The sequence below is a fragment of the Azospirillum argentinense genome (genome assembly GCF_000632475.1).
Lineage (GTDB): Bacteria > Pseudomonadota > Alphaproteobacteria > Azospirillales > Azospirillaceae > Azospirillum > Azospirillum baldaniorum.
This window is the reverse complement of the sequence record NZ_CP007795.1, coordinates 694104-713187: the sequence shown is the minus strand read 5'-3', so window position 1 is coordinate 713187 and position 19084 is coordinate 694104. Positions and strand designations below refer to the sequence as shown.

Annotated in this window: 17 protein-coding genes; 6 read left to right on the top strand and 11 right to left on the bottom strand. The window is 67.5% G+C overall.

The window, feature by feature from the left end:
• The first annotated feature begins 1 nt into the window (after nt 1).
• On the top strand, nt 2–616 hold the full coding sequence (locus ABAZ39_RS25545) for a DAK2 domain-containing protein (RefSeq protein ID WP_040136814.1): 615 nt from the start codon (nt 2–4) through the stop codon (nt 614–616).
• Between the two features lie 165 nt (nt 617–781).
• On the opposite strand, the gene ABAZ39_RS25540 is transcribed toward ABAZ39_RS25545, so the two are convergent.
• The 8 genes from ABAZ39_RS25540 to ABAZ39_RS25505 form a co-directional block, all read right to left on the bottom strand.
• Nucleotides 782–1156, bottom strand: a complete 375-nt coding sequence (locus tag ABAZ39_RS25540; RefSeq protein ID WP_200885645.1) for a hypothetical protein — start codon at nt 1154–1156, stop codon at nt 782–784.
• A gap of 63 nt (nt 1157–1219) precedes the next feature.
• On the bottom strand, nt 1220–2689 hold the full coding sequence (locus ABAZ39_RS25535) for an alpha/beta hydrolase (protein ID WP_081863323.1): 1470 nt from the start codon (nt 2687–2689) through the stop codon (nt 1220–1222).
• 631 nt (nt 2690–3320) lie between these two features.
• Complete coding sequence (locus ABAZ39_RS25530) at nt 3321–4205, bottom strand: IclR family transcriptional regulator (RefSeq protein WP_081863322.1); 885 nt, start codon at nt 4203–4205, stop codon at nt 3321–3323.
• A gap of 85 nt (nt 4206–4290) precedes the next feature.
• Nucleotides 4291–5211, bottom strand: coding sequence for a dihydrodipicolinate synthase family protein (locus ABAZ39_RS25525; RefSeq protein ID WP_040136810.1), 921 nt, complete (start codon nt 5209–5211; stop codon nt 4291–4293).
• A 49-nt stretch (nt 5212–5260) separates the two neighbouring features.
• Nucleotides 5261–7045 (bottom strand): ABC transporter permease subunit, encoded by a 1785-nt coding sequence (locus tag ABAZ39_RS25520; protein ID WP_144243629.1) that lies wholly within the window; start codon nt 7043–7045, stop codon nt 5261–5263.
• A gap of 1 nt (nt 7046) precedes the next feature.
• The gene (locus tag ABAZ39_RS25515) at nt 7047–8177 is read right to left on the bottom strand and encodes an ABC transporter ATP-binding protein (RefSeq protein ID WP_040136807.1); all 1131 of its coding nucleotides are present in this window, start codon (nt 8175–8177) and stop codon (nt 7047–7049) included.
• Between the two features lie 118 nt (nt 8178–8295).
• Nucleotides 8296–9378 (bottom strand): ABC transporter substrate-binding protein, encoded by a 1083-nt coding sequence (locus ABAZ39_RS25510; RefSeq protein ID WP_040136805.1) that lies wholly within the window; start codon nt 9376–9378, stop codon nt 8296–8298.
• 57 nt (nt 9379–9435) lie between these two features.
• Nucleotides 9436–10863 (bottom strand): FAD-binding oxidoreductase, encoded by a 1428-nt coding sequence (locus tag ABAZ39_RS25505; RefSeq protein ID WP_040136803.1) that lies wholly within the window; start codon nt 10861–10863, stop codon nt 9436–9438.
• Nucleotides 10864–11263: 400 nt separating this feature from the next.
• On the opposite strand from ABAZ39_RS25505, the gene ABAZ39_RS33425 reads away from it, so the two are divergent.
• The 5 genes from ABAZ39_RS33425 to groL all read left to right on the top strand — a co-directional run bounded on the left by ABAZ39_RS33425 (nt 11264) and on the right by groL (nt 15161).
• Nucleotides 11264–11935 (top strand): TetR/AcrR family transcriptional regulator, encoded by a 672-nt coding sequence (locus ABAZ39_RS33425; protein WP_051658532.1) that lies wholly within the window; start codon nt 11264–11266, stop codon nt 11933–11935.
• Nucleotides 11932–12801, top strand: a complete 870-nt coding sequence (locus ABAZ39_RS25495; protein ID WP_040136801.1) for a CPBP family intramembrane glutamic endopeptidase — start codon at nt 11932–11934, stop codon at nt 12799–12801. Before ABAZ39_RS33425 ends, ABAZ39_RS25495 begins: the two co-directional genes overlap by 4 nt.
• Nucleotides 12802–12883: 82 nt before the next feature.
• Nucleotides 12884–13030, top strand: coding sequence for a hypothetical protein (locus ABAZ39_RS36275; protein WP_160174859.1), 147 nt, complete (start codon nt 12884–12886; stop codon nt 13028–13030).
• A gap of 137 nt (nt 13031–13167) precedes the next feature.
• The gene (locus ABAZ39_RS25490) at nt 13168–13461 is read left to right on the top strand and encodes a co-chaperone GroES (protein WP_040136799.1); all 294 of its coding nucleotides are present in this window, start codon (nt 13168–13170) and stop codon (nt 13459–13461) included.
• 68 nt (nt 13462–13529) lie between these two features.
• Nucleotides 13530–15161, top strand: coding sequence for a chaperonin GroEL (gene groL / locus ABAZ39_RS25485; protein WP_040136796.1), 1632 nt, complete (start codon nt 13530–13532; stop codon nt 15159–15161).
• A 281-nt stretch (nt 15162–15442) separates the two neighbouring features.
• Here groL and cysE read toward each other — a convergent pair whose 3' ends face one another.
• Genes cysE through ABAZ39_RS25470 form a run of 3 tightly spaced genes read right to left on the bottom strand, consistent with a single transcriptional unit; the run spans nt 15443 to nt 19057 of the window.
• Complete coding sequence (gene cysE / locus ABAZ39_RS25480) at nt 15443–16315, bottom strand: serine O-acetyltransferase (protein WP_040136794.1); 873 nt, start codon at nt 16313–16315, stop codon at nt 15443–15445.
• 17 nt (nt 16316–16332) lie between these two features.
• Nucleotides 16333–18141: a family 2A encapsulin nanocompartment cargo protein cysteine desulfurase gene (locus tag ABAZ39_RS25475; RefSeq protein ID WP_247881749.1), complete on the bottom strand. Its 1809-nt coding sequence runs from the start codon at nt 18139–18141 to the stop codon at nt 16333–16335.
• Nucleotides 18128–19057 carry a family 2A encapsulin nanocompartment shell protein gene (locus ABAZ39_RS25470; RefSeq protein ID WP_014242416.1) on the bottom strand — a complete coding sequence of 310 codons (930 nt, stop codon included), beginning with the start codon at nt 19055–19057 and terminating at the stop codon, nt 18128–18130. Before ABAZ39_RS25470 ends, ABAZ39_RS25475 begins: the two co-directional genes overlap by 14 nt.
• Between the last annotated feature and the right edge of the window lie 27 nt (nt 19058–19084).

Below are 19084 nucleotides of genomic sequence, written 5' to 3'. Positions count from 1 at the left end.
CATGGGCCTGACCGTCACGCACATTGCCGCCGGTGTCGCCCTCGCGCACGCGCGCATGGCAACCCTTGAACAGGAACTCAACGCGGCCGACTCCCGGCTCGGCGATGGCGACACCGGCGGCATGTTGCGCCGGGTGCTGGATCTCATGGCCGCGCAGCGGATGGATGGGATTGACGATGTCGGGGTGAGCCTCGGCATCCTTGCCAAGGCCGCGGCGGCCGCCACGGGATCGAGCCTCGGCACCTTGCTCGCGACCGGACTCCTGACGATGTCGAAGAAGACGAAGGGGCGGACCGAAGTCCCCTGGAGCGAACTGGCTCCTCTTCTCGAACAGGCGCGCGATGCCGTTATGGCGCGAGGCGGCGCGAAGCTTGGGGACAAGACCGTGGTCGATGCGCTCGACGCGGTTTCCTCGGCCGTGGCCGGTGCCGGGGATCAGGCCGCGATCCGCGCAAGAGCGGTCGCAGCCTGTGACGAGGCGCTCGTCCGCTTCCGGAACGAACCCTGCCGCATGGGACGGGCCCGCATGTATGCCGACAAGAGCATCGGCATGGATGATCCCGGCATGCTCGCCTTCGCGCGCCTCATCGAGAGCATCTGTCGGCGTGGTGCGTGAGGCACGGTCGGCCTGCTGGACCCGACAGTAAGGCAGGGCATGTCTCGACCACGGATGCGTGCCGGTTCGCTCGGTCAGGCATCCAATGGCGCGCCAGGGACCTCGGCCCAGGCCGCCAGGGGCGCGGCGCGGGGCCTGGATGATTGATCGGCGGCAACGCCGGAATCAATCGCACACGACGACGTCGACGGACGAGAGGCGATGCAGCAGGTGTTCGCGGCGGCGTTTGTCGGGCGGCAGCAGCTCGTAAAGAAAGGTCTCGATCGACCTCCAGACCGAGTCCCAACCAAGGATGACGAAGCTCTCCTGCAAAATCCGGGTCATCGGGCGAGCCGGAAAATTGTTGGAGATCTGCCAGGCAAGGAAAAGGCAGATGGACAGCACGACAAAGCCGATCATGGCCGCTTGGCGCCACGTTCGGATCGACTCGCGATTCCTTTTCGCCTCGCCGATGGCACGGGCGGCGAAATGGCCGGTCAGCGCGGCGGCGGCATCGAACGGCGGACACCGCGTCATCTCTTCGGCGGGAAGATGGATCACGATGCGAACCGGCTGATTGGCCGACCTTCTTGGTGGCCATGTCTTCACCGCCTTCCAAGGTGTTCAGGGGGACCGGTCGTTGGGCAGCGGGTGTCCGGACGCTTCGCCGGACGCTTCATGCGCCAGGGTTTCCTCGATCCGCCCCAGCAGGTAGGGGAAGAAGGGGTTGGACGACATGCGGAGCAGGGCATCCATGCTCACGACCAGCGCTCCGCGCTCTCCCCGGGCGGCCACCGCGCCCAGATGGATGCCGAAATCCTCGTTGGGATCGGGGTGCAGGCCGTAAAGGGAATCGCTCGTCGGAAACGGAAGGGCGACGTGCGAGAGCGAATAGACGTCGAAGGGATAGACCAGGCCCAATTCCTGCTCCTGTTCCGTCTCGGTGCCGGCCTCCATCGTGTGCGCGACCACGTCGGGGCGTTCCGCATCGGCGTTGGTGATGATCGCGGTCCTGAACCGGCGGGGCGGATCGGGCAGGATGCGCGCCAGCATGGTGTCGGACGACGAACTCAGGAGCGGGCCGAACTTGGTGTTGCGGTTCACGTCGAACAGCACGAGTTCGCTGCCGTTGGCGGGCAGGTGGGCGTACAACCCGGACAGGATCGCGCGCGTGCTGACGGTAAAATCCATCACGGACTGGAAGGTGAGGATCGGGGAAAGGCCGTCCAGCCGGCCATGGCCCGCAAGGTTTGCGATTCTGCCTTGAAGAGCCGCGGTCAGCAGATACGACTGCCGCGCGCCATTGACCGGAAACGAGTTGTACTTGAAGGGGTTGAATTCCGGCACCACGCCGAGCCAGGCGGCTTTCGCGAACGCGGGGAAGATCGCGGGCAAGCCGGCCAGCCCGGCGAAGCGTGCGAATGCGGTGATCCCGATCATGGGCGAGATCAGGACGATGCGGTCGGGGCGCTTCAGCCGGGCATCGTCGAGGGCGTCGAGCGCATACATCATCGCAAGCGCGCCGCCGTTCGAAAACCCGACGACGTGAAACGGTTGGTCCGGGGCGATGCGCCGCTGCGCTTCCCGCGCCGCCAGCCGGGTGGCCGCCAACCAATCCTCCCATTCGATGTCCGTCAGACCGGCAGGAACCGTGCCGTGTCCGGGCAGGCGGATGGCGATGGCGACGAAGCCGTACGCTTGATAAAGGCGGGCGATGTGACGAAGGCTGTAAGGGGAGTCGGTCAAACCGTGAAGGAACAGCACCGCTCCTTTGACCGGACCGTCGGGCTCGAGCACATAGGAACGGTTCCAGTCCCGCGAGAACCGCCCAGGGTAGATCGGGCTTCCGTCGAAGTACCGGTTGACCGGGACGCGCTCCCCTGGGGGCAGTTTCTGGGTGACTTCCTCCCGCACGCTGTCGAAGATGGCAGCCTCCGCCTTCATGTATTCGGTCCAGCCGCTGCTCTCCAGATCCTTTCTGTGCAGTTCCTGCGGCACGAAGGTGTGCCAAATCTCGAGAGGCAGGCCACGTTGCGAGTCATAGGCGCGCACAAGAAGAAGAACGACAGCACTCACGGTGAGCAGCACGATCATTCTTCTTGCGATTTTGCGTGCCCACAGTCTCATGAAGATATGGCTTTCGATTTCATGGGATTCGCTTAGCCACCGCAAACCAGGGCAACCAGTTCGAACGCGCCCGGATTCATGGGAACCGAGGCGAGGCCGAACACGCCCAAGGCGATGGCCGTCTCGAGAGATTCCCGCACACCGCCAGGAGCCTCGGTTATTGCAAGCGGTCGTATGGGAATGCTGGCGTAATAATCATGCCGGAACGCGACTGGATATACCCATATTATGCAAATGGCATTGTTGACAAAAGACTTCCATAATGACTAATCCGATCATTCATTATGAGTTATGGCGCTACACTCAATTTATGGCGGGGATTGCGGCAAAAATGCTTGATAAGAACGGAAATTCTGCTTGGCTAATGATTTTCAATGTATGAATAATTAACCTCTGAACAGATCACGGGCGGCCGCCGGACTCGGGGCGGAGAATGCGGGCTCGGGCTCCGGCCTGTTCATCATGATGCGCAACCCGCTTGTTCGCTGGGTCAGGCGGTCAGGGCAAAGCTGGGCGCCTGACCCAGCTTGTGAAGGCGCGAGCGCGGGCGGCGCGATATTCAGTTGCGGAGATGCGGCGAAACACCCGCCGGATGTCGCTACCGCGGATAGCCGGCGAACTTGTTGACGGAGACGGAGGTCGCCGCCACCTGCACATGCCGGGCGAGTTCCTGCTCGGCCGACTCCGGCGTCCAGCGGGTGGTGGGGACGGAAATGTTCAGGCCGGCGACCGCGTGCCCATGCTCGTCGGTGATGGCGGCGGCGACCGAGATGTCGCCCATCACCGTCTCGTTGGTCACCACGGCATAGCCTTTTTCCGCCGCCTCCTGAACGCGGGCGCGCAGGCGGCCGGGGTCATTCACGGTGAAGGGGGTGAGCGGGCGAAGATCGGTGCGGGCCAGGATCTCCTCCTGCTCCTCCTCCGACAGGCGCGACAGGATGGCGGTGCCCGACGCGGTGAAGTAGGCGGGCAGCCGGCTGCCGACCATGATGTCGATGTTCACCAGATGCCGGCCGGGGAAACGGGCGACGAAGACGATCTCGTGGCCGTCCAGCTCCTGGAGGTTGGCGGTCTCGCCGACGCTCCGGCTGATTTCCAGCAGATAGGGCGACGCCTTCTCGATCAGCTCGTTCGCCCGCAGGTAATTGTAGGAGAACTGGAGCAGCTTCGGGCTGAGCGCGTAGTTGCGCGTGCCGTGGACGCGCCGCAGATAGCCCAGCGTCTCCAGCGTGTAGACCAGCCGCTGGGCGGCGCTGCGGTCCAGCCCCGCCGCCTTGGCGATCTCGGACAACGGCATCTGCCGGTGCGGGCCGTCGAAGGCGTGCAGGATCTGGAAGGTCTTTTCGGTCGAGCCGACGAACAGCGAGGACTCGCGCGGGTCGGCCTTCGGCTTCACGGTCGGCGCGGCATCAGCCTGTCGGGCGTCGCCGCCCGCCACGCCGTCCGCCATGCCGCCCGTTCTGGTGGTCTTTCCGGCCTTCATCGGTGCTCGTCCTCGCGTCGTCGGCATGGTTCGCCTACGCATAGCATCCGGCGGGCCGGATGCCACGCGCAAGCGTTGCCACCGGTCAGGCCACCGCGGCCGCCGGCAGCCCTTCATAGGTGGTCAGAAGGCGCGACAGCTCGCTTTTCAGCGCCTCGCGCAGCTCCGGCCGCGGCTCGCGCAGCGGCGGCAGCATGGCCGGGGCGTTCACGCCGATCAGGCCCATCACCGACTTCATCGGACCGGGGTTGGTCTCGGCGAAGGCAAGGTTCATCATCGGGATGAGGGTGCGGTGGACCTCCAGCGCCTCGGCGGTCTTGCCGGACGAGGCGAGGTCGAAGACCAGGCGCCAAGCGCGCGGCAGGAGGTTGGCCGTGACCACGATGCCGCCCTTGGCCCCGGCGGCCACATGCAGCGGGAACAGCGTGTCCTCGCCGCTCAGCATGGCGAAGGACGGGTCCAGCCCGGCCATCGTGCGCAGGAAATGGTACATATCGGTGTTGCAGGCCTTCATGCCGACGATCCGCTCGTGGCGCGAAAGCTCATGCAGCACCTCCGGATCGACGGCGATGCGGGTGCGGTAGGGAATCTCGTAGATCAGGATCGGCACCGGCGACTCGTCGGCGTAGCGCAGGAAGTAGTCGCGGATGCCGGCCTGGGTCGGGTTGGTGTAGTAGGGCGTCAGGACCAGCAGGCCGTCCACGCCGGCCGCCGCGAAATCGCGGCCCGCGGCCAGGGCGTCGTGATAGCCGGTGTCGAGAACGCCGGCGATGACCGGCTTCTTGCCCGCCATCGCCTCGACCGTCAGCGCGGCGAAGCGGTTGCGCTCGGCCCGCGCCAGCGCGCCGTACTCGCCGGTGCCGCCCAGCGGAACCACACCGTCGATCCCCTGGCGGTTCAGCCAGGAGAACAGCGCCTTCGACGCCGCGACGTCGATGGTGCCGTCGGCGGTCACCGGCGTCGGGGTGGCGGGCAGAATGCCGCGGAGTTTGGTGGCGTCGAGCATGATGTATCCTTGGAAGTGCGAAGAGGTGGAGCGTCGGTTCCGGTGCGGATCAGGAGGCCAGGCTGCGCCGGCGCAGCCGGTCCGCGGCGTAGATCAGCACCGCGACGAAGACGAGGAGACCGGTGGACACCGCCGCGATGACGGGGGAGACCTGCAGCGTCACCTCGTCCCAGAACTGCTTGGGCAGGGTGGCGCTGAGACCGCCCGACGAGAACAGCGAGATGGTCAGCTCGTCGAAGGAGGTGGCGAAGGCGAACAGGAAGGACGACAGCATGCCGGCCCCCAGGATCGGGAAGGTGACGTGGCGCAGTGCGGCCAGCGGACGGGCGCCCAGGCTCTGCGCCGCGAGGTCGAGCCGGGTGTCGTAGTTGCGCAGAACCGCCGTCATCGTCATCACCACATAGGGGACGGCAACGACCGTGTGGCCGATCACCAGACCCAGGATGGTGCCGACCAGCCCCATCTGGGCGAACAGGTAGAACATGCCGACGGCGATGATCATGCGCGGCACGATCACCGGCGACAGGATGAAGGCCAGCATCGCGCCCTTGCCCCGCATCCGGCTGCGCACCATCAGGAAGGCCGCCGGCACGCCGATCGCCATCGACAAGAGGCCGGTGCCGAAGGCCACCACCAGCGAGCGGGTCAGCGCCTGCATCCACAGCGGCGACTGGAACAGCTGCTCGTACCATTGCAGCGAGAAGCCGGTGGGCGGCCAGGCCAGACCGGCCTCGCCGAAGGACAGCGGAATCATCAGGAAGGCCGGCAGGCTGATCAGCACCAGCATCGTCCACACCAGCGTCCGCAGGGCGGCGGACGGCATCTCGCCGGTGCCGCGCGGGCGGCGGCGCGGGAACAGGCCGATGAGCGCGTCGCTCGCGGCGCCGAGAAGCCCGAGCACCCGGCCGCCCAACCGCCGCATGGCGGTGTCGCGGTTGTGCGCGGCCCCCGCGGTCTCGCCGGTCAGCGTCGCGAAGCCGAAGACGCGGTCGTAGAGCACGAACACCGCCAGCACCACCGTCAGCAGCAGCACCGAGATGGCGCCGGCGAGGCCCCAGTTCAGCGTCTGCTGGATCTGGTCGATGATGAGCTGGGTGATCATCGTCTCGCGCCGCCCGCCGAGCAGGGCCGGCACGATGAAGAAGCCGATGGCCGTCACGAAGACCATGATCGCCGCGGCGGCGACGCCGGGCAGCGACAGCGGGAAATAGACGGTCCAGAAGGCGGTGCCGGGGCGTGCGCCGAGCGTGCTGGCGGCGCGGGGCAGGGTGCGGTCGATGTTCTCCATCACCGCCAGCATGGTCATCACCGCCAGCGGCAGCATGGCGTGCACCATGCCGACCAGCACGGAGCCGAAGCCGTAGAGCAGGTCGATGGGCTGGTCGATGATGCCCATCGACATCAGCGTGCCGTTGATGACGCCGTTGCGGCCGAGGATGATGACCCAGGCGAAGGCGCGTACCAGGAAGCTGGTCCAGAAGGCCAGCAGCACCCAGAAGATCAGACGGCTCTTCGCCGGCCCCTTGGTGACGGAGATCAGGTAGGCGATGGGGTAGGCCCCGGCCACCGCGACCAGCGTCGTCGCCAGCGAGATCTTCAGCGTGATCCACAGCACGGTGACGTAGAGGCTGGACGAGAAGAGCTGCTGGTAGGGCGCCAGCGTGAAGCCCTGCCCGTTGTAGACGCTGAGCGCCAGGAGCTGTCCGACCGGGAAGACCAGGAAGACGGTGAGGAGCAGGACGATGGGGGCGCCCATCAGCACCGGTTTGCGCCAAGCCGGTGGGGCGCCGCGCCGTGGGGCGGCGTGGGACATGGTCATGATCTGGTCGCTCATGTCAGGCCGCCTTGGCCGTGGTTGCGGGCATGGCCGCCGGGCCGCGGTCCGCGATCACCACGGCGTCGCGGCTGTCCCAGGACAGCGCCAGCACGTCGTCGATGCGGATCGCCTCGGCCTCGTTGCGGGTGGCGAAGGCGGCGACCAGCGGCGGCAGGGCGTCGTCGAGCGGCTGCATGTAGACCTTGGTCAGGCTGCCGGTGACCATCACGTCGGACACCCGGCCCATCACGGCCGGCTCGTCGCCGGAAGGATGGCCGATGGTCAGGTTCTGCGGCCGGACCATCACCCGGACCGGGGAGCCCGGCGGCAGGTCCTGGCCGTTGGCCAGCGCGCGGCCCGGAAGGCCGGTGCTGCCCAGCCGGATTTCCGCCTCGTCGCCCATCCGCGGCCCCAGCGAGGCCGGCAGCAGGTTGGATTCGCCAAGGAAGTCGGCGACGAACAGCGTGCGCGGACGGAAATAGAGGTCGGCCGGCGTGCCCAGCTGCTCGATGCGGCCGGAATTCATCAGGCAGATGCGATCGGACATCGTCATCGCCTCTTCCTGATCGTGGGTGACGTAGACGACCGTGGTGCCCAGCTCGCGGTGCAGATGCTTGATCTCGAGCTGCATGTGCTCGCGCAGCTTCTTGTCCAGGGCGCCCAGCGGCTCGTCCATCAGGATGATCGACGGCTTGTAGACCATGCAGCGGGCCAGGGCGACGCGCTGCTGCTGGCCGCCCGACAGCTCGCGCGGGTAGCGCCCGGCGATGTGCGGCAGGTGGACCATCTCCAGCGCCTCGCGCGCGCGCTTCTTCGCCTCGGCCTCCGGGATCTTCCGCATCTTCAGCGGGAAGGCGATGTTCTCGGCGATCGTCATGTGCGGGAACAGGGCGTAGTTCTGGAACACCACGCCGATGTCGCGCTCGTAGGGCGGGGCGTAGGTCACGTCCTGCGCGCCGATGCGCACGATTCCTTCGTCGGGCGGAACCAGCCCGGCGAGCAGACTGAGCAACGTCGTCTTGCCCGAGCCCGACGGGCCGAGCAGGGTCAGGAATTCACCGTCGGCGACCACGAGATCCGTGGGGGCGAGCGCCACGAAATCGCCATAGCGCTTGGCGAGGCCCTGGACGGTTAGGCTGGACGACGACATGGCAGGTCTCCTCGCGTCGAAAAGAAAGTGGGGAAAAATGCGGGAGTCCCGCAACCGGCCCCGTCCTGCGGGCGGGTCCAGTTGCGGGTCCTCAGTCGGGACGGAGCGTCCCGGCGCCTCAGCTCAGCAGCCAGGCGTTGTAGCGCTCGAGCGCCTTCTGCTGGTTGTCCAGCCAGAACTGCGCGTTGATCTTGACGCCCTTCTCGATGTTGGCCGGGAAGGTCGGGCAGTTGGGGGCGATCGCCGCGTCGATGTGCTTGAAGGCGTCGGGCAGGGTGACGCCGGCCGGGAAGTACTTCACCAGCTCGGCCTGGCGCTTGGCATCGCAGGTGAACTTGATGAACTGGCGGCAGGCGTCGGCGTTGGGCGTGCCGGCCAGGATGGCCCAGCTGTCGAGGCCCCAGATGTTCTGGTCCCAGACGATGCCGACCGGAGCGCCGGCGGCGATCGCCGCCTGCGGACGCGACACCCAGGTCGGGACGAGATCGACCTCGCCGGAGATCAGCATCTGCTCGACCTGCGCGCCGCTGGTCCAGAAGATTGGGATGTCCTTCTTGATGCGGTCCAGCGCCTTGAAGGCGCGGTCGAAGTCGCAGGGATAGACCTCGCCGGTGGGCACGCCGTCGGCCATCAGCGCCTGCTCGATGGTGTCGAAGGGATGCTTGCGCAGCGCGCGGCGGCCGGGGACGCCCGCGATGTCGTAGAAATCCTTCCAGGAGGTCGGCGCCTTGCGGTCTTTGAAGGCGTTGGTGCGGTAGGCCAGCACGGTGGTGTAGACGTTGGTGCCGACGCCGTATTCCGACATGTATTGCTTGGGAATGGCGGCGACCGCCGGATCGTTCTCCAGCCCGTGCTTCTCCAGCATCGGCTTGTCGCCGGCGGTCAGCATCAGGATGGCCGGTTCGCTGATCTTGGCCATGTCCCAGGTGTAGGACTTCGCCTCGACCATCGAGCGGATCTGCGCCGTCGGCTCGGCGTTGGCCTGGACGCCGACGACCTCGATGCCGGTGGCCGCGGTGAAGGGCTTGTAGAAGACCTCGCCATAGGCCTTGGTGTAGATGCCGCCGTCGTCGCGCACGACGATGCGCTTGTTCTGCGCGCGGGCCGGGCTCCAGATCGCCGGCATGGCGAGCGCCGCGGTGCCGGCGGCGCCGGCTTTCAGCAGGGTGCGGCGGGACCAGCCGGATTGGCGTGTGCTCATGTCGGAACTCCTCGTGATGGGCCGGGGCGGCGGATGGGGGCGGAAACGCGGAGATGATCAGCCGGGCGGCAGAAGCCGTCCGGGATTGAAGATGTTCTGCGGGTCGAGCGCCTGCTTGACGGCGCGCATCAGCGCCAGCTCCGCCGACGGCTTGTAGCGGGCCATCTCGGCGAGCTGGACGCGGCCGACCCCGTGCTCGGCGCTGAAGGTGCCCTTCAGCCGGGCGGCCTCGTCGTTGACGGCATGGCGCAGCGCCGCGGCGAGCGCGTCACGGTCGCCCGATGCGGCGGCCTCCCAGGCGTCGAAACCGAAGAAGGGAATGAAGTGGACGTTGCCGTCGCCGAGATGGGCGACGACGATCACCGGCAGGTCGGGCACCAGCGCGCGCACCGCCGCGGTGGCCGCCGCGATGAAGGCCGGCACCGCCGACAGCGGCACCGCGCAGTCGGTGGTCAGGCCGACACCGGCCTTCTTGTTGGCCTCCGACACGCTGTGGCGGATCTCCCACATGGCGTGGCGCTGCGCTTCGCTGGACGCCAGCGCCGCGTCGCTCAGCAGGCCGTCGGCGAAGGCGTCCTCCAGGATCGCCTGCAATTCGTCGTCGAGCGCCTCGCCGGAGCCGTTGTCCGACAGCTCGATCAGCACATGCCAGTCGGCCTCGCTTTCGATCGGGCTGCGGCGGCCGGGGACGTGTCCGACCACCAGATCGAGTTGCAGGCGGTTGATCATCTCGAAGGCGGACAGCCGGGCCGCGCTGCGCTCCTGCACGCGGGTCAGCAGGGTCAGCGCGTCCTCCGGCGACGCCATCCCGACCCAGGCCACCGCGTGGCGCGTCGGCAGCGGGTGCAGCTTCAGCGTCGCCGCCGTAATGATGCCGAGCGTGCCTTCCGAGCCGATGAACAGATGCTTCAGATCGTAGCCGGTGTTGTTCTTGCGCAGGCCGTACAGGCCAGACCAGATGGTGCCGTCGGCCAGCACGACCTCCAGCCCCAGCACGTTCTCGCGCGTGTTGCCGTAGCGCAGGACCGAGGTGCCGCCGGCGTTGGTGGCGATGGTGCCGCCGATCTGGCAGGAGCCCTCGGCGCCCAGGCTGACCGGATAGAGCCGCCCGGCGGCGGCGGCGGCCTCCTGCACGGTGGCGAGGACGCAGCCGGCCTCGACCTCCATCGTGTTGTTCACCGGGTCGATGGCGCGGACCGCGCGCATGCGCGTCAGGCTGAGGATGACCGGGGCGGGTCCCGTTTCCGACGGAACGGCGCCGCCGCACAGGCTGGTGTTCCCGCCCTGCGGCAGGACCGGCACGCCGTGTCTGGCGCAGCAGCGCACCACGTCTGCCACCTGTCCGGCGTTGGCGGGACGCGCGAGGCAGAGCGCCGGTCCGCGATAGCGCCCACGCCAGTCCTCGGTGACGGCATCCAGGTCGGACGGGGCGGTCAGGACGGCGTCGGCGCCGATCAGGCTCGTCAGTTCAGCGATCACGTCCACGCGCGATCTCCTTGATCAATCCAGTGTTTAATCGATATACGATTACATCAACTGAAATATGATAGCTTGAGATTTGTTCGCCAACAAACCTCTTTTTGCGGAGAAGGCGAATTTTCGGTGGGCGGAAGGGTCGGCAAGGCCACCCCGTGTGGCCCGCACCGAGCAACCGTCCACCGCGACGTCCCATGCGGTGGCATCGGGGCCGGAGCGCGCCATGCGGACGAGGACGCCATGGACACGGCGCAGCAACGCCGTCTTGTGCCACTCGTCCAGGCCGCATTGGGCGCCCAGCCTGCTTGGCGGGGCGTTACCTGAGCAGGGCTGATTCCCAATAACAGCTTGCCAGTTCGACTGTCGGCGCGTTAATGACTGACGGTCAGTCATATTTGGGGCGCATGTTATGCCACGCACCAGCAAACCGGCCGATGTCCGATCCGCCGAAATCCTGAACGCAGCCGCCGGACTGTTCCGCCAGCATGGCGTCGGCGCGGTGTCGATCGACCAGATCGCTCGTGAGGCCGGTATCGCAAAGGGCACCTTCTATCTTCACTTCCAGTCCATGCGAGACCTGTTGGCGCGCATGGCGGAGGCGACGGTGACCGCCATGGCTGAGAATGTGGAGCGGGTCATCGCAACGTCCGAAAGCTCGCCGTACGAAACGTTGGTCCTCGCCTTGGCCGCGCTGAAAGCGGTGGAAGCGGATCATGCACCGCTGGCGCAGGCGCTCGATCACCCGGACAATGTCGACCTGCAGGAGCGGGCCAACATCGCGCTGGTCCTCAAGGTCGGCCCTTTGCTCGCCAGTGTGATCGAACGCGGCTGCAAAACCGGGGACTTCGCCGTCGAGGACCCGCTGTCGACCATTCAGTTCATTCTCGCTGGACAGGCTTTTCTGCTCGGAAACCCGCGCTTTGGCTGGTCGCAGGATGAGCACGGCGTGCGGCTGATGGCGACGCTGCGCCTGACCGAACGCGCGCTCGGCGCCCGCCCGGGCAGTCTCGTCTCGGCATTTCTGGCCGTTCTGGCCGGTGCGGCACCGGGTTCCGCCGAAGCGGGAAGCCTGCAATCATGACCGAAGATCAGATCATTCAACGCTACGACCGCCCTTGGACTTTCTACACCCTTGCGACGCTGGGCTCATGGACGGCCTGGGGAGGCGCGGTGTGGCTGAGCCATCGGGACGGAATCGGGCCTGCCGGCCTGACGGTCGTGGCCGCGCTTTTGTTGCTGGGGCTGCTATTTCCGTTCCTCACCGCTTGGCGGTTGACGCGAGGCGACCCGGTTCTGCGCGACGACCTGCGCCGCCGTCTGACCCGGCCCGACCGGCGGCAGTTGCGCTTTGCGACGCTGGGCGCGGGCATCATGCTCGGCAGCATCCTTCTGGCCCAGGCCCTGTCCCTGCTGCTCGGCTACAGCACCGAACAATTCCGCTTTGCGGCCCATGCCTCTTTTTCCGCAGGCATCCTACCGGGCTGGTTCCCGTTGGTTCTGGCGCCGATCATCGAGGAATTGAGCTGGCATTCCTATGGGACCGACTGCCTTAGGCGCAAGATGGCGCTGTTCTGGACCTCGATCGTCTTCGCCCTCTATTGGGCGGTTTGGCATGCACCGCTCGGCATGGTCGCTCATTATTATCAGGCGCAAGTCGCTGAAAGCGGCTGGTTGCACACACTGAACTTCGTATTGAGCCTGTTCCCCTTCGTGCTGATCATGAACTGGCTCTATTGCCGTTCCAACCGCAGCATCCTTGTCGCCATCATATTCCACCTCAGCGCAGGTCTGTTCAACGAGCTGTTCCAGACCCACCCGGACACCAAGGTAATCCAGACGGGACTTCTCTTCGCGTTGACTGTGGCGATCATCATAGCCGATCCAAGCTTCTTTTTTGGCAAGACGGTCCGTGGCTTGCCGTCTGGGAAGTGGCTCACCGCGAAGTAGACTTTGAGCTTTTCCGGAAAAGCCCAGGTCAAAACCAAGCGTCTTCTGGCGGGCGATGAGGGTGGGGCAGACCGCGATGGCGATGACTTCGCCTTCTGCCGCCAGCAGCATCTGCGCGGAGCGTGACCTGACCTCGCTGATCCTCCTGTGCTTGGCCAAGCGGGTGCCGCTGCGGCATGAAGCGCCGGAGCGGCTCGCCGATTGGCGGAACCACGACAGAGGGTCCTGACGATCAGTTAAACAATTTTGATTTGTTATAAAAAAAACCAAAACACTATCTTTACAGTAGGAAAGAAGGATGATTATGCTCCGCTCGTGAGGTGATTACGGATCACCGCGAACGATCCGAATGAGGAGACATCAGGCATGCCGTTCCGTCCGTTGCACGACCGCGTCGTCGTCCGCCGTGTGGCGCAGGAGGAGAAGTCGAAGGGCGGGATCATCATCCCCGACACGGCCAAGGAAAAACCGCAGGAGGCCGAGGTGATCGCCGTCGGTCCCGGCGCGCGCGACGACCAGGGCCGTGTCCATCCGCTCGGCGTGAAGGTCGGCGACCGCGTGATCTTCGGCAAATGGTCGGGCACCGAGATCAAGGTGCAGGGCGAGGATCTGCTGGTCATCAAGGAAGCCGACATCGTCGGCGTGATCGAGCCCGCCTGACGACGGGCCGTCCGACCGCTTCCGCTCGAACCCATCCGAAAAAGACTTCGACAATAGGGACATCCACCATGGCCGCCAAGGACGTCAAGTTTTCCGCCGAGGCCCGCGACCGCATCCTGCGCGGCGTCGACACCCTCGCCAACGCCGTGAAGGTGACGCTGGGTCCCAAGGGCCGCAACGTCGTGATCGAGAAGTCGTTCGGCGCGCCCCGCATCACCAAGGACGGAGTCTCGGTCGCCAAGGAGATCGAACTGGCCGACCGGTTCGAGAATCTCGGCGCCCAGCTGGTGCGCGAGGTCGCGTCGAAGACCGCCGATCTGGCCGGCGACGGCACCACCACCGCCACCGTGCTCGCCCAGGCCATCGTCCGCGAAGGCGCCAAGGCCGTCGCCGCCGGGCTGAACCCGCTGGACCTCAAGCGTGGCATCGACCGCGCGGTCGCCGCGGTGATCGCCGACATCGGGGCGCGGGCCAAGACCATCTCCACCAACGACGAGGTGGCGCAGGTCGGCACCATCTCCGCCAACGGCGAACGCGCGATCGGCGCCATCATCGCCGAGGCGGTGGCCAAGGTCGGCAACGACGGCGTCATCACCGTGGAGGAGGCCAAGAGCCTCGAAACCGAACTGAACGTGGTCGAAGGGCTGCAGTTCGACCGCGGCTATCTCTCGCCCTACTTCGTCACCAACGCCGAAAAGCTGGTGGCCGATCTCGACAACCCCTTCATCCTGATTCACGACAAAAAGCTGTCCAGCCTGCAGCCCCTGCTGCCGGTTCTGGAGGCCGTCGTCCAGTCCTCCCGCCCGCTGCTGATCATCGCGGAGGATGTCGAGGGCGAGGCGCTGGCGACCCTGGTGGTCAACAAGCTGCGCGGCGGCCTGAAGATCGCGGCGGTCAAGGCGCCGGGCTTCGGCGACCGCCGCAAGGCGATCCTGGAGGACATCGCCATCCTCACCAACGGCCAGGTGATCAGCGAGGATCTCGGCATCAAGCTGGAGAGCGTTTCGCTGGCCGATCTCGGCACCGCCAAGCGGGTGGTGATCGCCAAGGATGAGACGACGGTCATCGACGGCGCCGGCGGCCGCGCGGCGATCGACGCCCGCATCGTGCAGCTTCGCGCCCAGATCGACGAGACCACGTCCGACTACGACCGCGAGAAGCTGCAGGAACGCCTCGCCAAGCTGTCGGGCGGCGTCGCGGTGATCCGTGTCGGCGGCTCGACCGAAGTCGAGGTGAAGGAGCGCAAGGACCGCGTCGACGATGCCGTCCACGCCACCCGCGCCGCCATCGCCGAGGGCATCGTTCCCGGCGGTGGCGTGACCCTGCTTTACGCCGGCCGGGCCATCGACGCGGTGGTGCCGGTCAACGACGACGAGCGTGTTGGCATCGACATCGTCCGCCGCGCCTTGCAGGCTCCGGTGCGCCAGATCGCCGAGAACGCCGGCGCCGACGGGTCGGTCATCGTCGGCAAGCTGCTGGAGGGCAACGACACCGCCTTCGGCTACGACGCGCAGACCGGCGTCTTCACCGACCTCCTGAAGGCGGGCATCATCGATCCGGCCAAGGTCGTGCGCATCGCCTTGCAGGACGCGGCATCGGTCGCCGGCCTGCTGATCACCACGGAGGCGCTGATCGTCGAGCGTCCGGAACCGAAGTCTCCGGCGGTACCCGCCGGGGCCGGCGGCGGTTACGATTTCTGATCGGAACCGTCAGGGGGCCGGTGGGCGCGGCGGCCGATGTCCCGGGGACCGATGTCCTTTCGGCGCCCGCCCCGCCGGTGCCCGTACTCCCGTGCCTGAAACCGCCGCCCGCCCGCGGGTCCACGCCCCGCTGGCGGGCGGCGGTTCTTTTTCCGGCGCGCCCCGTCATACGATTGGAAAACGATCACTTCCATCATTTTCCAATCGTGAAACCCGTCAGATCAACGCGTTGGCGTTGATTGAGAGGGTGATGCCAACGGCGCCTTCAGGTGCCGTTGGCATCAGATCGTGTATTCGGGTTCGGGCAGGCTCATGTCCATCTCCACCGCCGGGGCCTGACCGGAGGTCGACCAGCCGACGACGCGGGCGGGAACGCCGGCCACCGTGGCACCGGGCGGCACCGGTTTCAGAACGACGCTGCCGGCGCCGACCTTGGCGTGGCGGCCCACCTCGATGTTGCCCAGCACCTTGGCCCCGGCGGCCAGGAGCACGCCGTCGCGCACCTTGGGATGGCGGTCGCCATGCTCCTTGCCGGTGCCGCCCAGCGTGACGCCCTGGAGGATCGACACATCGTCGCCGACCACGGCGGTCTCGCCGATCACCACCCCCGTCCCGTGGTCGATCAGCACGCCGCGCCCGATGGAAACGGCCGGATGGATGTCCACCGCGAACACCTCCGACACCCGGCTTTGCAGGAAATGGGCGAGGTCGCGGCGCCCCTGCGCCCACAGCCAGTGGGCGACGCGGTGCCATTGCAGCGCGTGGAAACCCTTGAAGTAGAGGAAGGGCGTCAGAAGGCCGTCCGCGGCCGGATCGCGGGTCACGATGGCCGTCAGGTCGGCGACCGCCGCCGCGACGATGCCGGGATCGCCGGCATGGGCCTGCTCGGTGATGTCGGCCAGACGCTCGGCGGGGATGTACCAGTCGCCCAGCTTGCGCGCCAGATGCCCGCCGAGCGCGGAGGCGAAACCGTCGTGCGACAGCACGGCGATGTGGATGAAGCTGCGCAGCAGCGGATCGCCGTCCGCCGCGGCCTCCGCCTCGGTGCGCAGACGCGCCCACAGGGCCGCCCGCTCCCGGTCGGAGTCCGTCTCGAATCCAGCGTGGTTGGCGGGGGGCTGGGCGAAGCGGGCGGGGGTGACGATGCGGCCCATGGGGCGTTTCCTTCCGGTCAGTGGCCGCGCCGGGCGAGCGTGTGGCGGATGCGGTGCAGGGCGGCGGTCAGCGCGTCCAGATCCTCGCAGGTGTTGTAGAAGGCCAGCGACGGACGCACCGTGCTCTCCACCCCGAAGCGCCGCAGGATCGGCTGCGCGCAGTGATGGCCGGAGCGCACCGCGATGCCCTCCCGGTCCAGCGCCCGCCCCACCTCCTCCGTCCGGCAGCCGTCGAGAACGAAGGAGAGGACGCCGGCCTTCTCGCGCGCCGTGCCGATCAGCCGCAGGCCGGGAACGGTCGACAGGCCGGCTGTGGCGTACTCCAGCAGGGAATGCTCGTAGGCGGCGATGACCGGCATGCCGATGCGCTCGAGATAGTCGATGGCGGCCCCCAGCCCCACGGCGTCGGCGATGTTGCCAGTCCCGGCCTCGAACCGCATGGGGGCGGGCTGGTAGACGGTCTTCTCGAAGGTCACGTCGGCGATCATGTTGCCGCCGCCCTGCCAGGGCTGCATGCCCTCCAGCACCTCCCGCCGGCCGTAGAGCAGGCCGATGCCGGTCGGGCCAAACATCTTGTGGCCGGACAGCACGAAGAAGTCGCAGCCCAGGGCCTGCATGTTCACCGGCATGTGCGACACCGCCTGCGCGCCGTCCACCAGCGTGACCGCCCCGGCGGAGCGCGCCATCGCCACCATCTCCGCCGCCGGGGTCACCGTGCCGAGCGCGTTGGACACCAGCGTCAGCGACACCAGACGGGTGCGCGGGTTCAGCAGCCGGACGTATTCGTCCAGCCGGATCTGACCGTCCTCGTCCACCGGAACCACCCGCAGCCGCGCCCCGGTCTCGGCGCAGAGCTGCTGCCAGGGCACGATGTTGGCGTGATGCTCCAGCCAAGTGACGACGATCTCGTCGCCCTCGCGGATGTGCTGGCGGCCCCACGCCTTGGCGACGAGGTTGATCGCCTCGGTCGCGCCGCGGACGAAGACGATCTCGCCCGTGTCGGCGGCCCCGACGAAGCGGCGGGCCTTCTCGCGGGCCTCCTCATAGGCGTCGGTGGCGCGGGCGGCCAGCGCGTGGGCGGCGCGGTGAATGTTGGAATTCTCCTCCGCGTAGAAGCGGGCGAGCCGGTCGATCACCGCCTGCGGCTTCTGCGTGGTGGCGGCGTTGTCCAGCCAGATCAGCGGCTTGCCGTGCACCGTCTGGTTCAGGATCGGGAAGTCGCGGCGCGTGGCGCGCGGGTCGAAGGCCGGGCTGGCGGGCAGTGGCAGATCCGGCACCTGCTCGGCGCGGAGCTGCACCGACAGGGCGCCGACCTCCACCAGAAGGCCGGGGGCGGAGGGTACGGTGGCGGAGGGCGCTGTAGCGCCGCGACCGGCCGCCGCGTCGCGCCCGCCGTCGAGGAAATAGGGCGCGCCGGAGGGCAGGGGCGGAGCGCCCGCGACCGGCGTGGAGGGAACCGTGGCAGCACCCGGCAGTGGCGGGACCAGCGACAAGGCACCGCCCAGCGAATGCAGGATCGACCCCAGCCCGCCGTCACCGGTCGCCGATGGAACGGCGGGCGCCGTGGGTCGGAGTGAGGGGGCGGGGGAGATGGACGGGTTGGCCGCCGGACCCGGCTGTGGCGCCGCGGGCAGCGGTCCCGGCGCCTGCGCCGCCGACAGCCCGGACGGCGAGGCCACGGCGGGCGCCGGGCCGGAGGGAAGTGCCTGGAAGAACTGGTTCGCGAGACGCCCGATCAGAGCGATGTCCGGCAATCCCGCCTCCGGCCCGCCGAACCCCGCCGCCGGTGGCGGCGGGGGCAGGGCGGCGGCGTCAGGCGTAGTCATAGTAGTTGCCGACATGGACATCCTCCAGCACGCCGATGGCATCCTCGGTCAGGATCGCGGCCGAGCAGTAGAGCGAGATCAGGTACGAGGCGATGGCCTTGCGGTTGATCCCCATGAAGCGGACCGACAGGCTGGGCGCCACCTCGCCGGGGACGCCGGGCTGGAACAGGCCGATCACGCCCTGCTTCGCCTCGCCGGTGCGCAGCAGGAGGATGCTGGTGCGGCCTTCGGGCGTGACGTGCAGCTTGTCGCTGGGGATCAGCGGCAGACCGCGCCAAGTCAGGAAGGGCGAGCCGTGCAGGGTGACCGTGGGCGGCGGAACGCCGCGGCGGGTGCATTCGCGCCCGAAGGCGGCGATGGCGCGCGGGTGGGCCAGGAAGAAGGCCGGCTCCTTCCACACCTTGGCGATCAGCTCGTCCAGATCGTCGGGTGTGGGCTGGCCCTTGCGCGTCTTGATGCGCTGGCCGGGGGCGGCGTTGGTCAGCAGGCCGTATTCGGCGTTGTTGATCAGCTCGCTCTCCTGGCGCTCCTTCACCTTTTCAATCAGCAGGCGCAGCTGCTCCTGAATCTGGTCGATCGGGTGGCTGTAGAGGTCGGAGACGCGGGTCTGCACGTCGAGAACGGTGGTGACCGCGTTCAGCGAATATTCCCGCGGGTTCTCGTCGTAGGGGACGAAGGTTTCCGGTAGATCGGCGTCGTTGCGCGGGCTGCACTCCACCTCGGTCCGCACCTGCCCCTGGGGATCGACGACCCGGTTCAGGCGGTAGATGCCGGCCTCCACCGGGGTCCAGGGCAGGAAGGACACCAGCCAGCGCGGCGTTATGCCCGACCACTGCGCCCGTGTCTTCGTGGCGTTGGCGAGCTGGCGGGCCGCCTGCTCGTTCAATGTTCGGCGCAGCTCGGTGTCTTCGGACATGAAATCGGCTCCTTTGGAAAGGCGGCG

Bases quoted from the DNA above. Each gene is read 5' to 3' on its own strand.
- ABAZ39_RS25535 (WP_081863323.1), bottom strand. From the start codon at position 2,689: ATGATCGTGCTGCTCACCGTGAGTGCTGTCGTTCTTCTTCTTGTGCGC.
- groL (WP_040136796.1), top strand. From the start codon at position 13,530: ATGGCCGCCAAGGACGTCAAGTTTTCCGCCGAGGCCCGCGACCGCATC.
- ABAZ39_RS25495 (WP_040136801.1), top strand. From the start codon at position 11,932: ATGACCGAAGATCAGATCATTCAACGCTACGACCGCCCTTGGACTTTC.
- ABAZ39_RS25530 (WP_081863322.1), bottom strand. From the start codon at position 4,205: ATGAAGGCCGGAAAGACCACCAGAACGGGCGGCATGGCGGACGGCGTG.
- ABAZ39_RS33425 (WP_051658532.1), top strand. From the start codon at position 11,264: ATGCCACGCACCAGCAAACCGGCCGATGTCCGATCCGCCGAAATCCTG.
- ABAZ39_RS25475 (WP_247881749.1), bottom strand. From the start codon at position 18,141: ATGACTACGCCTGACGCCGCCGCCCTGCCCCCGCCGCCACCGGCGGCG.
- ABAZ39_RS25470 (WP_014242416.1), bottom strand. From the start codon at position 19,057: ATGTCCGAAGACACCGAGCTGCGCCGAACATTGAACGAGCAGGCGGCC.
- ABAZ39_RS25510 (WP_040136805.1), bottom strand. From the start codon at position 9,378: ATGAGCACACGCCAATCCGGCTGGTCCCGCCGCACCCTGCTGAAAGCC.
- ABAZ39_RS25520 (WP_144243629.1), bottom strand. From the start codon at position 7,045: ATGAGCGACCAGATCATGACCATGTCCCACGCCGCCCCACGGCGCGGC.
- cysE (WP_040136794.1), bottom strand. From the start codon at position 16,315: ATGGGCCGCATCGTCACCCCCGCCCGCTTCGCCCAGCCCCCCGCCAAC.
- ABAZ39_RS25515 (WP_040136807.1), bottom strand. From the start codon at position 8,177: ATGTCGTCGTCCAGCCTAACCGTCCAGGGCCTCGCCAAGCGCTATGGC.
- ABAZ39_RS25490 (WP_040136799.1), top strand. From the start codon at position 13,168: ATGCCGTTCCGTCCGTTGCACGACCGCGTCGTCGTCCGCCGTGTGGCG.
- ABAZ39_RS25545 (WP_040136814.1), top strand. From the start codon at position 2: ATGGGCCTGACCGTCACGCACATTGCCGCCGGTGTCGCCCTCGCGCAC.
- ABAZ39_RS36275 (WP_160174859.1), top strand. From the start codon at position 12,884: ATGACTTCGCCTTCTGCCGCCAGCAGCATCTGCGCGGAGCGTGACCTG.
- ABAZ39_RS25525 (WP_040136810.1), bottom strand. From the start codon at position 5,211: ATGCTCGACGCCACCAAACTCCGCGGCATTCTGCCCGCCACCCCGACG.